11 protein-coding genes and 1 tRNA gene are annotated in these 13,608 nt (G+C 35.1%); 7 read left to right on the top strand and 5 right to left on the bottom strand.

Features of this window, described 5'->3' with window-relative positions:
• Positions 1–66: 66 nt before the first annotated feature.
• Complete coding sequence (locus tag CEV08_RS02790; protein WP_100130265.1) at positions 67–1,278, bottom strand: mechanosensitive ion channel family protein; 1,212 nt, start codon at positions 1,276–1,278, stop codon at positions 67–69.
• 136 nt (positions 1,279–1,414) lie between these two features.
• Between CEV08_RS02790 and dnaG the strand changes: the two genes are divergently transcribed.
• The 3 genes from dnaG to CEV08_RS02770 all read left to right on the top strand — a co-directional run bounded on the left by dnaG (position 1,415) and on the right by CEV08_RS02770 (position 6,811).
• Positions 1,415–3,358 carry a DNA primase gene (gene dnaG, locus CEV08_RS02785; protein ID WP_100130264.1) on the top strand — a complete coding sequence of 648 codons (1,944 nt, stop codon included), beginning with the start codon at positions 1,415–1,417 and terminating at the stop codon, positions 3,356–3,358.
• 381 nt (positions 3,359–3,739) lie between these two features.
• Positions 3,740–5,755, top strand: a complete 2,016-nt coding sequence (gene rpoD, locus CEV08_RS02775) for an RNA polymerase sigma factor RpoD (protein ID WP_100130262.1) — start codon at positions 3,740–3,742, stop codon at positions 5,753–5,755.
• Between the two features lie 594 nt (positions 5,756–6,349).
• The gene (locus tag CEV08_RS02770; protein WP_100130261.1) at positions 6,350–6,811 is read left to right on the top strand and encodes a YcgN family cysteine cluster protein; all 462 of its coding nucleotides are present in this window, start codon (positions 6,350–6,352) and stop codon (positions 6,809–6,811) included.
• 29 nt (positions 6,812–6,840) lie between these two features.
• Here the strand turns inward: CEV08_RS02770 and CEV08_RS02765 are convergent, their stop codons facing one another.
• A complete protein-coding gene (locus CEV08_RS02765; protein ID WP_100130293.1) occupies positions 6,841–7,569 on the bottom strand; it encodes an SIMPL domain-containing protein in 729 nt (242 codons plus the stop codon).
• Positions 7,570–7,739: 170 nt separating this feature from the next.
• Here CEV08_RS02765 and CEV08_RS02760 point away from each other — a divergent pair.
• Positions 7,740–7,816, top strand: a tRNA-Ile gene (locus tag CEV08_RS02760).
• A gap of 1,669 nt (positions 7,817–9,485) precedes the next feature.
• The gene (locus tag CEV08_RS09795) at positions 9,486–9,668 is read left to right on the top strand and encodes a hypothetical protein (RefSeq protein WP_100130260.1); all 183 of its coding nucleotides are present in this window, start codon (positions 9,486–9,488) and stop codon (positions 9,666–9,668) included.
• Here CEV08_RS09795 and CEV08_RS02750 read toward each other — a convergent pair.
• Positions 9,592–9,906 (bottom strand): helix-turn-helix domain-containing protein, encoded by a 315-nt coding sequence (locus CEV08_RS02750; protein WP_005773173.1) that lies wholly within the window; start codon positions 9,904–9,906, stop codon positions 9,592–9,594. The genes CEV08_RS09795 and CEV08_RS02750 overlap by 77 nt on opposite strands.
• Before the next feature lie 720 nt (positions 9,907–10,626).
• On the opposite strand from CEV08_RS02750, the gene CEV08_RS09650 reads away from it, so the two are divergent.
• Positions 10,627–11,019, top strand: coding sequence for a hypothetical protein (locus CEV08_RS09650; protein ID WP_210421459.1), 393 nt, complete (start codon positions 10,627–10,629; stop codon positions 11,017–11,019).
• Positions 11,020–11,222: 203 nt separating this feature from the next.
• Positions 11,223–11,534: a hypothetical protein gene (locus tag CEV08_RS02740; RefSeq protein WP_100130258.1), complete on the top strand. Its 312-nt coding sequence runs from the start codon at positions 11,223–11,225 to the stop codon at positions 11,532–11,534.
• A 778-nt stretch (positions 11,535–12,312) separates the two neighbouring features.
• Here the strand turns inward: CEV08_RS02740 and CEV08_RS02735 are convergent.
• Positions 12,313–12,492 (bottom strand): YegP family protein, encoded by a 180-nt coding sequence (locus CEV08_RS02735; RefSeq protein ID WP_100130257.1) that lies wholly within the window; start codon positions 12,490–12,492, stop codon positions 12,313–12,315.
• 382 nt (positions 12,493–12,874) lie between these two features.
• Entirely contained in the window at positions 12,875–13,414 is a 540-nt protein-coding gene (locus CEV08_RS02730) for a helix-turn-helix domain-containing protein (protein ID WP_100130256.1), read from the bottom strand.
• Positions 13,415–13,608: the final 194 nt, after the last annotated feature.

Below are 13,608 nucleotides of genomic sequence, written 5' to 3'. Positions count from 1 at the left end.
CTTTTTCTTTCTCTTTTGTTTATGAATAGGGTTAACTCGAAATTTATAAATTAAAGTTTATTGTTTTTATTTTGCTTTTAATATTTTATTAAAATCATAACCGCTTGGATTTTGAAAAACCTTTAGACCAAAAAAGGGAAGAACGGAATAAAGGTGGTCAAAAATATCACCTTGAATTTGCTCATAGTCTATCCAAACGGTCGTGTTTGTAAAGCAATAGATTTCTAAAGGTAAACCATTTTCTGTAGGGGGTAATTGTCGGGCCATAAAGGTCATATTGGGGTTGATGTTGAGATGCTGTTGTAGATAAGCAAAAATATAAGCACGAAAAGTTCCAATGTTGGTTAAACGGCGCGTATTGGCTACAATATCATGATTTTTCTCTAATTGAGCGTTCCATTGATTGATTTCTGCTATTTTTTGCGTGAAATAATTTTCTAATAAATTAAATCGGGAAAGATATTTTTGTTCTTCTTCTGTGAGAAAATGGATACTGGACTGATCAATAAAAAGGGAACGTTTGATGCGTCTGCCACCTGATTCTTGCATTCCGCGCCAATTTTTAAAAGGGTCAGTTACAAGTTTACGGATAGGAACTGAGGTGATGGTGTTGTCAAAATTTTGAACTTTAACAGTATGAAGGGCAATTTCAATAACATCACCATCAGCTCCGAGATTGGGAATTTCAATCCAATCACCAACACGAACCATATCGGTAGATGAAATTTGAATACCGGCAACGAGAGAAAGAAGGGTATCTTGAAAAATTAACATGAGAACCGCGGCCATTGCACCAAGACCGGAGAAGAGGATAAGAGGGGAACGGTCAATTAATGTGGCGACCATTAAAACTGCCGCAATAGCAAAAAGTGCAATTTTAGCAATTTGAATATAACCTTTTATTGGTTTTAGTCGTGCTGTTGGTTGTTGCTCGTAAAGGATGTTAATGATATTGAGACAAGCAGAAATTGTCAGAACAACAAAAAAGATAATGAAGGCGTTGGCAACATTATTGATGACAGTGCTGAATGCATCGGGCAATGTTGGTATAAAATTAACACCGACTGAAAGAATAAAGGCTGAAATGATATTCGCTAGATATTGAATAGCATTTCTAATATCGATTGTTGTATTCTTGGGGAGAAAAGAAGAGAGCTTTTTTGCTCCGTGAAAGAGTAATTTTCGTCCTATAAAATTCATTAAAAGGGTGACCATTATAAGAATAATAAGCCAAGAAATAGCTTCTAACCACGGATATTGAACAATAAATTCGATCACTTTTTTATTCTCCATTTCTAAAATTATAGGCAGTTGAGAGTTTGAAATTTTGCAACTGCTTTAAGAGAAAGTATTGGAATTATGTTCTAAAGTCGTTAAATATGCAAAAAAGAATTTTAAAACTCTGTGAGAGATAATGCGTTTTCCGCCTGATTTCCTTAATGAACTGCGTAGCAGACTCCCAATTTCAACAGTGATTGGGCAACGGGTGGATTTTGATCCTCGAAAAAGTAAGCCTTCACGGGGGGATTTTTGGTGTTGTTGTCCATTTCATGGTGAGAAAACGCCTAGTTTTCATTGTGATGACCATAAAGGGCGCTATTATTGTTTTGGTTGTGGGGTAAGCGGAGATATTTTTACGTTTCTTTGTGAGCTTGATGGACTGCACTTTTCAGAAAGTGTCGAGCGTTTGGCTGACTTTGCGGGAATGAAATTACCCGTTTTTGACCCACAAAGTCATCAACGTCAAATGGAAAAAGCTGATCTTTATGATGTGATGAAAATTGCAACAGATTTTTTTCAATATCATTTACGCGATAAAGGAGGTGCACAGGCACGTCGTTATCTGGATGCACGTGGTGTTACGCAAAAGCTTATAGAGCGCTTCCGAATTGGGTTTGCACCGGTGGGGCGTACAGCTTTGAAAGAAGCTTTAAGTGCCCGTGGTATTTCAATAAAGCAAATGGAAGAATGTGGACTTCTTACAGTACATGAGGAGAATGCGGATTCTTATGACCGATTTAGAAATCGCATTATGTTTCCTATTGAGGATTTGCGCGGACGTGTGGTCGCTTTCGGAGGGCGTGCGTTAGAAAAAGAGACACGAGCAAAATATCTCAATAGCCCTGAAACAGTTCTATTTCATAAAGGAAATATACTTTATAACGCGGCAGCGGCGCGCAAAAATAGTCGCTTTGTTGGCGATGAAAAAATTCATTCACTTCTTGTTGTCGAAGGGTATATGGATGTCATTGCATTGACTAAAGTCGGTTTTGAAGGAGTCGTAGCGCCCTTAGGGACAGCATTAACGGAAGCGCAAATTGAGCTTTTATGGCAGATGGGCAAGGAGCCCATTTTGTGTTTTGATGGTGATGATGCTGGTTTAAAGGCCGCTTTTCGCGTTGCTGATCGGGTATTGCCTCTTTTAAAGGCTGGGGTTTGTGTCCGCTTTGTTTTGTTGCCACAAGGAAAAGATCCGGATGAAATTATTTGTGCTGGTGGTGCACAGCTTTTTTCTTCTTTTTTGCAAAAAGCAATTCCTTTGGTTGAACTTTTATGGTGGCGTGCTACCTATGGAAAGCATTTTGAAACTCCAGAGACACGAGCAACGCTCGAAAAACAACTCAAACAACAAGTTTTTACAATTAAGGATGAAGATGTCCGCCGTTATTATTTGCAAGATGTAAAAAAACGCCTTTTTGATTTTTTTCGTCCCTCTTTTTCAAAAAAGAAAGGAGGGGGGCGATATTATGGACAGACTTCACCCAATAGCATCTTTAAAGGTCAATCCTTTTCTTTATTAGAAAATTCTGAAATAGTACGAAATTCTTCGCAAGCTATTCCATTGCGTGAAGCTGTGATTTTACTCACTTTAGCTTACTATCCTGAGTTATGGCATGAAAATTTTGAGATTCTCTGCGCGTTAGAATTAAAAAATACACAATTGATCTGTTTTCACCAAACGATGTTGGAAATTCTTGGGGATCAGTCGCTTCATGATGATAAAGAGACAATGGTTGCGTTCTTAGAAAAAAGAGGGCAAAAAGCTTTATTAGAGCGTATGAAACATCTTGTGCAAAATATTGGTATGCGTATTATCTTTGGGGGAGCTTCTATAGAAGATGCGCGTGCTATATTAAAACAAGCTGTCTACTTGCATCTTCAGGAACACCACCTACATAAGAGGTTACAGGATATTGAAGAGCAACTTGTAGAAAATCCTAAGAGTGAGGTTTTTGATCTGCTTCGGGAGGTAAAAAATGAGCTGGAGCAGATGCAGGCGACAGAAGCATTAATTGAAGGGTTTGGAAGTTGGTTGGATGAAAAAATAGACGGGAATACACAAGATACGATAAAATGATTCGCTTTTTTAGTGCGAATCAGTCACTTAAATTTTAGATGAGGACGTTCATGTAAAGTGACATTTTCATAAAGATAACAATTGAATTTTAGAATGAATTTTAGGAAAAGCGGGAAATTGGTTCTTACGATAGGGTGCAGAGATTATCTCAGAAAGGTTGAGAGGTGTCGGGGAAACTTCTGGAGTTTTTCCGCGTTTTTGTCTGGATGACAATTTTTCTGGATGTTAAGGCGTATACAAAATGTATTCTTTCCAATAGTAATCTCTTAAAAGGAAGTATATATGAGAATCTATTGGTCAATTTAAGTGAGAATAAAAAAGCTGGTCACATGGAAACGATGGTTACATGGAAACTATAAAGTGATCGAGTGGAGTTATGGTATGGCAACAAAGGTTAAACAGAAAGATAATGTGGAAGTAACAAGCCAAGCGAATTTGGATGGTCCTCTTATTGATTTTTCTGATGATGCCATCAAGAAAATGATTAAACTTGCCAAAAAAAATGGTTATGTCACGATGGATGAACTCAACGCCGTTCTTCCTTCTGAGGAGGTTACATCCGAACAAATTGAAGATATTTTGGCGCTGTTCTCTGAGATGGGGGTTAATGTTGTCGATGATGACAATGAGGTCGAGTCTGAAAATTATGAAGAAGAAATTACGGTAGAGGGGGGGGGCTTAGTCGAAGCCTCTAACCACGCAATTGCAACGACAACCAATAAGCGCGAAGTAACAGATCGTACCGATGATCCGGTGCGTATGTATTTGCGTGAAATGGGAGCTGTTGAGCTTCTTTCACGGGAAGGTGAAATTGCTATTGCTAAGCGTATTGAAGCAGGACGTGAGACAATGATTGCGGGGCTTTGTGAGAGCCCTTTGACTTTTCAGGCTCTTATTATCTGGCGTGACGAGTTAAAAGAACAGCGTATTCTTCTGCGCGAGATTATTGATCTTGAAACAACTTATGCGGGGCCAGAAGCAAAGCAGGCTCCGGTTATTGAACGAAGTGAAGTTGATAGGACAAAAGAAGAAAAAATATCTTCCGGTATGCATAATATGGGGGAGAGTGCTGGAGAAAGACACATTGAAGACGATGATGAAGAAGACGATGATGATGTTAACTTATCCCTTGCAGCAATGGAAAATGAGCTTTGTCCTCAAGTTATGGAAACATTGGATTTTATTGCTCAAACCTATGTGAAATTACGCAAATTACAAGATCAACATGTTGAAAGTAGTTTGGCAGAGCGTAAAGAGGGGGCTCTTACAGCCTCTCAGAAGAAGAAATATATTCAATTAAAGGGGGAGTTGATTCAAGCCGTAAAGTCTCTCTCTTTGAACCAGAATCGCATCGAATCTTTGGTTGAACAGCTTTATGACATCAATAAGAGATTGATTCATAATGAAGGTAAGCTAAAACGAATCGCTAACAGTTATGGTATTGGTCATGAAGATTTTTTAAAAGAATACCAAGGGCGTGAATTGGATGCAGATTGGATGAATTATATTGCCACTTTGCCTACGCCGGGTTGGAAAGAATTTTCAAAGCGTGAAGCAAAAGAAATTCAAAAATTGCGGAGTGAAATACAAAATCTTGCGCAAGAAACGGCTATTTCGATTGGTGAATTCCGCCGGATTGTTATGCAGGTGCAGAAAGGTGAACGTGAATCAACCATTGCAAAAAAAGAGATGGTCGAATCTAATTTACGTCTTGTTATTTCAATTGCCAAAAAATACACTAACCGTGGTTTGCAGTTTCTTGATCTTATTCAAGAGGGGAATATCGGTTTAATGAAGGCTGTGGATAAGTTTGAATATCGGCGCGGCTACAAGTTTTCAACTTATGCTACATGGTGGATTCGTCAAGCCATTACGCGTTCAATTGCAGATCAGGCACGCACTATTCGTATCCCTGTTCATATGATTGAAACAATTAATAAAATTGTTCGTACCTCCCGTCAGATTCTCCATGAAATTGGACGAGAGCCAACACCAGAAGAATTATCTAGCAAACTTTCTATGCCGTTAGAAAAAGTGAGAAAGGTTCTTAAAATTGCAAAAGAACCTATTTCACTCGAAACGCCTGTTGGTGATGAAGATGATTCCCATTTGGGTGATTTTATTGAGGATAGGAATGCTTTATTACCCATTGATGCTGCTATCCAAGCAAATCTGCGCGATACGACAACACGCGTTCTTGCTTCATTAACACCACGGGAAGAACGTGTTTTACGGATGCGTTTTGGGATAGGGATGAATACAGATCACACCTTGGAAGAAGTAGGGCAGCAGTTCTCTGTTACAAGAGAACGTATTCGTCAAATTGAAGCAAAGGCACTTCGTAAATTGAAGCATCCTAGTCGATCACGAAAATTACGCAGTTTTCTCGATTCTTAAATAAAGGAATTGGTATATTTTAATCATTTTCCCTGTGTTCTTTATGGAGGGGGAAGTTTTTTCTGTGTGCTTGGAAGCTTTTTTGAGAAAAATATGGGAAGGTTTTGAATAATATAAAAAATTTACGATTTTTAATATTTTTCGTAGCTTTAGGGCTTTGTACTTCTCTATTCTAAAAGGAAATAGATTTAGGGCAAGAGTATTTATGGAGTAGAGTAGTTTTATTTTTAAGAAATGAACGATAAAATATTATCTTGGCTAGAGCGGTTCATTTTTTAAAGAAATGGGCTATCTCAAGAATAAATTTATAGTGTGCCGTACTGTCTTTGTGATGAGAAAGGTTATTATTCTATCGTTTTAGGTGACGCATTTTATTCTTTGTCTGTTTACAAAGGGATTTTTCAATAGGCTATATTCATTTATATACGCTATTTTTTGAATATATTCTTTTTCTTCAGATAGATTTTAAGAAAATTGTATGAAGTACGCATTGAGTTTTGTCTTTTTAAGAGACAGAAATAGATAAAATTATAGAAATTAAACTTTTATTTTTTTAAAAACGATCGTCTTTATTAAAAAGGTGTGCTTGAGTTTATGAGTGGCAAACTTCCTTTTTGGAAAGTAAAAAAATTAGAAGAGCTTTCATTCTCTGAGTGGGAAAGCCTTTGTGATGGCTGTGGTCGTTGTTGTCTCCACAAAGTTGAGGATGATGATACGGGCGATCTGTACGCAACCAGTATTGCTTGTCGTCTTTTAGATGGGGATACTTGTCAGTGTCAAGACTATGTTCATCGTAAATCAATTGTACCAGATTGTATAGTGTTAGACATGACAACCGTTAAAACGGCACGTTGGCTTCCAGAAAGCTGTGCCTATAAATTAATTTATGAAGGAAAAGATCTCCCATGGTGGCACCCATTGGTATCGGGAGACTGCCAGACAGTGCATAAAGCACACATTTCTGCACGTGGATACATAGAGATTTCCGAAGATGAATTATCATCTGAAGAAGATTATCTCACTCATATTACTGGTCTTCTTTGTGAAGGCCAGTGATATGAGTATTTTATACAATGGTTGGTGGTTTAGTCGATCGCAAAGACGACAGTGATACTCACATTGTAATTTAATTCACCCCCTGCAAAATTTGTATCTGCGTAGCTTGCATCTGCTGCTTTACTCATGAGACGCGGTGTTGGGCGGTAGTAATCTTCGTGTTCACTGATTTCAATAATTTTTCCTAATTTTAAATCTGCTGCTTGTGCTATTGTTTGTGCTTTTTCAATGGCTTCAGTAATGGCTTTTTTACGTGCTTCTTTATAAAATGGCTTCGTATCTGCGTTGGTAAAAGTAATACCATTGACTGAATTAATCCCAAGAGCCATTGCTTGATCAAAAATTTTACCAGCGTTGCTAAGATCACGAATGCGTACGGTTAAAGAATTTGAAACGTGATAGAGTTTTTCATTATTCTTTTTTTCGTGAGACGATTGATAAATAGATAAGCCCGATGTTTGTAAATCATTTGCTTGGATACCATTGCTTTTAAAGGCATTTATAATATCATTCATAGATTTATTGTTTGCTGCTAATGCTTTTTGAGCCGTTTTGTCATCAGTAACAACGGCGAGATTAATAATTGCCATATCCGGTGTTGCTTGACTGTCTCCGGTGGCAGTCACTGTAATTGTTGCCTCTCTTTTATTTTCTTCAGCATAAGCATGGACAGTTAATAAAGAGGCTAAGAGTGTGAATGCTAATATAGCTATTTTAACTAAAGAACTCTTCAGTGGTTGAATTTTTTTTTCTATCATATCTATTCCTTTACATTTATCAGTTGACAACTCTCTCATTTTTGAGAGTTCTTGTAAAGAAATTAGGGCATTAGAAAAAAAACCAATAGAAAAGAGAAAAAGATGGGTTATAATTTGGCTCAGCTCTTGTATCATAGAGCATTTTAGTTTAGAGAGAGACCACCTATGTAGGGCCTGTAGCTCAATTGGTTAGAGCCAGCGGCTCATAACCGCTTGGTTGGGGGTTCGAGTCCCTCCGGGCCCACCAATAGGGAATTGTTCAATAGAAAAGGGAGTTTTTCAATAAGGAAATGAATAGCTTAGTATAAAGTTTGAAGATTCTACATCCTTTGTTCTTTGATTTGTTTCTCTGTTTGTTCTAAACTCTTTTTTACTTTTTATTGTGGTATTTTTCTATTCATTACTTTAATATATAAAGTGATGATATTCTTTTCAATTCCATCAAAGAAATGTTTTCATTTATAACATTGAAGCATCGAGATTAATTTGGTGAGTGTTGTTGTTTACGTTCTTAATGCATATGCTGTTTTTATTTTTCTATGGAATGTTCTTTATAAAGCAGGAGGACCTTCATGGGATGCGTTTATTTATGCTTGTTTTGCAAATGAGTGATCCCAAAAAACAATGCTAAATGTTATGCTTGTTCATAACAAATGTACAGAAAAACAGAGCGTTTCAATCCGCTTTCTTTGAATGATTTTTACGTTTTTGAGATATTCGAATAACATCATCATGATAAAAGATTGTATATGAAAGGGGATATAGATGTTCGTAGGAAGCATGGGAGCGCGAGGGTAGTATTTGTTGATATGTTTTTCCAAGAAAAAAGTTTTTTATGATTTTTGAAAGGTATTGTTTATAGGGCGGTGGAGTGTTCTCGAAAAGGAATTTGTCAATCGTTCTTTGAGATCCCAATTGAGTGATTGTTAGGGATGACCTTGTGTTGTTCAAATTTGATTGTGATAGGCGTTTATTATTCTGTAAGGAATATTTTCTGTGATATTGAAAAGTTCATTAAAATGCTATTGTTTACTATTGTACGTTTTCTGCCTAATGCTCAAATGATCGTTCTTATGTCATTAAAATTGTACTGAAATCACAAGGACTTTTCTCATAAGCTCTTGGCAGTATTCCGGTAAGCCTTGCTCTTTTTTGTGTTGCTAAAATTTTCTTGTATTAATTGTGAAGAGCGTTTTCTCTTTTCTGCAAAATGACTGGCAAAGGAAGTGATATTTTGTTGAAAAAAGACACTTCTTTTTCAAAGATCATAATTTTTCATTTACGTAAGAGAATTTTTTTCCTGTTGTAAATTTACATACAATTTACGTACCAAGATCATGGGTAGTGATTCACTTTATTTTTTTTAATATTGTTTTATTCATGATAGAGCATCAGTATTTAAAGAGTATTTTCAAAAGGGGGTGTTTTGTAAATACGTTACAGGGTTTTACGGTTGTGGGGCTGTTTATAAGAACTATTCCCTATCGCATTATTATATTTTTGCTTTGCAATATTGTGTAGAAAAGCTAAATGATGCTCTGTAGAATAAAAGTGTGATACACTATTTCTTTTAAAATAAGCTTTTTCTTGTTTTCTTATTCCGTATTCTCTCATAAAGAGTTCAGAAGTATTGATTAGAGATATTTTCACATTAATTTGTTATTGGTTCGAATCACAAGATTTGCATAACATTATTCGCGTTGTTGATAGATCATACCAATTTTCATAAGAAGGTCTGGATCGAGCGATGCTTTCTGTTTTGTTATGGTACATAACGCATAGAATTTTATCGGATTTTATAAAATAAGTTTGTACAAAATTGCTTCCATACTGCCTATTACAAATATTTTTTTCTAAGGTATGAGATATATCTAAACGCTTTAGCGTTATATTGTTTGACAATACGGAGTGTTACTATGAAGAATGATGAAAAATTTGAGGTGGCTTTATCTGATATTATTGTAAAATGGGAGTCTTTATCGACATCTCAAAAGCAAGCGATATTGGATAGAGTAGAAAATTCTACAACTGCTTCTCATTCAACAGAACATTTAAAGCTTCAATCTTCTTTTTATCTCCAGACGAAATCAAAGCTATAAGTTTTAGGTCTTCATCGGAGATGTTGAAGCCGGTTATGACATATATGGCGCTTGCATTTCCCAGTGTGTTTAGAATAGCCATAAGTTTATCGACTGAAGGCCTCTTTCCTCCTTTTATCATTTGTTGGACATAGTTTTGTCCACAGCCCGCTGCTCTGCTTATTTCGATCATTGTTCGTCCGTCACTTTTTATCAATTCAATTAAGCGTTGGAACCAATCTTTTTCAGTCTTTGTCATTTTTAGACCTTTACACATTTACGCTATAGCGTTAATATTGCATCGCGAATCCAGAATATGTGATACAAGGAGCGTGAAAATATCCATGCAGAGCTCTTCGCTAACGAAGCATATAGAGTTGTTTTTAACTAATAACAAAATGCCCCCATACACTTTTAGATTCGAATCGATAAAAATGGTTCCTTAGTTCCACGGTTGTAAAGAAATCAGTGTGCACACCAGAAACGGTGGTACGCACGCGTGTGTTTATGAGATTTAACGATGATAGTATACGTAGCAGCATTATAAATCAAGATATACCCCCTAATATCAGCGTTTGTAAAAATTCTCCGTTAAGCCGCTATATGAGCATATAGCGAAGCTTTACAGCCTTAAGAGACAAGATTGTGATTGTAGAAAAAACATAAATTCATAGGTTAAAAAGGCCTATTTCTCTTTTATTGTAATAAATTAGGTCACTATCAGAAGTATGTTGTTTATATGCGTTAAAAAACTTTAGAAATCTCAAAAAAGTGATTTTGGTATTTTTATAGAACACAAAAATAATTTGGAGCATGAAGGTGGTTATTTGGTAGAATGTGATATATGCGATCAATGTTCCTATAAGGGTGGGGGCTTTTGATGATACTACGGTTTATAATAAAGTCTGTGTTTTTGAGGATATTTTTGTTTATGACACTGCACTAATATATGGTCATTTAGGGGGAGACAAGAATTGGTATGTTTATGAAGGGGGGATTTTGTTGTCATTTGAATATGAGTGGAAAGGCATATGTTTACACGAATGTGGTCGCTTTTGGTCAAATTTTGAATACTCAATATATTGAAGCTTGTCGTGATGCTCGTGATTATAGAAAGATTCGTGTTTACAATAATGCTTTGGTTTTTGGTGATGTAAAAATTTGTGGGAAGATAAAACTTTACAAAAAAATTGTGTTTTGTGACACTGAAGGTTTTTGTAATAAGGAAAGAATTTTTACATACAGTCATATTTCATATGGCGTAAAAAAGAAAGATAAGAGCGTTTCAGGGAAAGGGTGTATTGATTTTTCACGTTTTTCGTTTTGTTGGGAGTTCCTTATTTTTTATGTTTTGAATCTAAGTTTGTCGTAAATAATTGGTGTGAGCGTGTGAGCTCAGCTGCTTTTTAGAGAATTTTTTGTGCCATTTATCAATATTTAATGGAGAAGATACGGACACCTAGGGTGATTATTCACACTTGGAATATGGAGTTTATTGTCTTCTTTTTTGATGAAGGATGAAACAAAGAAAATTGCTTAAGATGATCACTTGAGTGGCAATTAAAGGAGATCAAAATGAGTGTAAACGAAATTTTATTGGGAGCAATAATTGTTATTTTGTTGTTCAGCGGGGTTACCTTTCGGTTTGCTTTATATTATCGCAGTCAAATTAAAGCTCTAAAAGAGGAATCTAGAAGAATAAAGCATGAGTTTTTAAGGGATTCTATGAAAATGACTGAAGAACGAGATAGAGTTCTTAGAGAGCAAAATATGGTGATTAAAAGACGCGATCAAGCAATTGAAAAACTGAAAAAACAAATTAAGCAATATGAAGAAAATGAAAAGAAATATAAAAAAGGGCTTAAATCTGAAGACAATAAAGAGTGATTGTCTCCATATTTTTGCATCGAATTTATGCATTAAAGGATTGGGAGACGTGTTAGAAAGACTGAAAAATAATAAGAATGAGATAAACTTTTATGAAGTCTATTACGGTGTTCGTCGAGGGATTGTATTGGGAGAAAATATTCAAGTTTACTCTGATCTATAATTTATAAAATCATTAAAATTGATTTAAAGGTCGTGGTTGGCGTCAAAATAAAAGTTTATGATGATACCTCAGTTTATAGCTAGGAGTATAAAAGAGGGGCTATACGATCCAGCAATTGTTGTGGTGAATTTATATTATTGTAGAAAACAATTTTGTGCGTTCCATTTAGGTTTTAGGTATAATCTTGTGATCATTTTAATTAATAGACATAAAAAATTGCATGATAAGAGAAAGAGATATTTTTTTATGGAGAAGAGGGGATAAGTCAGTCACGATTATTCAATACAAAATAGGAAAATGAACGTAAAAGATATTGATCTTTGGGAAAATAATCAAATTCCTAATTTACGCTTTATTTTCTCTTCATGGAGCTTTGCTTTATGAAAAAACACAAGACTTGAGGGATTTGCTGCTTGATCGGTGCTATTAAAATTCAATTATATTTGAAAACAAACATATACTCTGCAGAAAATTTAACTATCACTTACACGTGTTAAAAATAATACAAAAAAAATTCTTTCATTGAAAAAAAATCAACGACTTTTTATTCATTACAAAAACATAACCAAAAACCCATTATACAAACTGAACTTCTTATCTTAACGGCAAAGAATATCAAGACTGCAGGTCTCTAATAAGAGCTTTATGGGTAATTTCTTTGATTTGCTCAATATTCATGAGGAGATCTTGTTTTGTTGGATATCCTTTACTAGAAAAAGCAATTTTTTGTGCATCTCCTGAGATTAAACGCCAATACCATTGATTGTGAACACCTTGAAACACCTCAAAATACATGTTTCCTACCTCATAAAATAGCTGATAATTTTCAGGATGAATACTCAACTAACCCGTTTACGAATACTAATGTATGTCTCTATAGGAAGCCGTCAATATATTCCCTTAAAATTTCTTGACCTTAAAAAATAATTTCTATGAGAACTATTATTCTTTTAACAAGAAAAAATTTCTTGTCAATAAGATGTGAAGGAAAATTTTATCCTATACAATCATTTCTTTTAATTTAACGACACTATACGTTATTAAAAATGCAAATATTTTTTTTACAGAAATAAATTATAGAACGTATGAAATTTAACCCTCATGGACAAAGAAAAAACACTTCTTCCCATATTGGTGGTACTTGATCATTTTTTGTTTTTTATTTTGAAATAGACATTTATTGATTAGCTATAACCTCTTTTTGGGATACGCTTCGAATGAGTAAATCAATGAATAAGCTAAGGGTATAAGAATTAGCCATTTTGGCTTTCATATCGATCAGAGAGGTCGAAGTCTTAGCGTTAAGGCCATTTGATAAACCTTGTCTTGACAAATATTGCTGGAATTTCTCATAAGAGCTATCGATTTTTTCTTGATTTAGTTTTTCATTACGATCACTCTTGGTAAGTATTTTTTCTAGTTCCTCAATTTTTTTAATAAAATAATCCCAGTTAAAATCACCCTTTGTATATTCGGCGTCAAACATTTTTCCTTGTCCGGTTAAAAGCCAATTAATGTTGACACCATATAACCTGCGGTAGGTTTGTAAGACACTAAGATTGGGTTCTCTCTCTCCACGTTCATAAAAAGCAATGGAATTTTTTGTCATGCTAAAACTTTTAGCCAAGGTTTCACGTGATGGATCGCCTAAAGAAAGACGTACATAACGTAAACGTTTTCCAAATATGGTTTTTGATTCAGTTTCAGGACGTGCCACGAATTATCTCCCTCAGTCAATCATCATAGTATAAATCATAAAATAATAAAAGCACGCTATGTATTAATATTCTATGATATAATGTCAATATATATAGCTTTAATTTTTCTTTATTTTAGTGGATAAAAAACAGTCTCTCAAATATTATTGTATTGATGATTAATATCTACATCAAAACAAAATTTCCTATTTAC

It is taken from the genome of Bartonella tribocorum (assembly GCF_002778015.1).
GTDB lineage: Bacteria > Pseudomonadota > Alphaproteobacteria > Rhizobiales > Rhizobiaceae > Bartonella > Bartonella tribocorum_B.
Note: the sequence above shows the minus strand (reverse complement) of the source record. Positions and strands in the feature narration are given on the sequence as shown.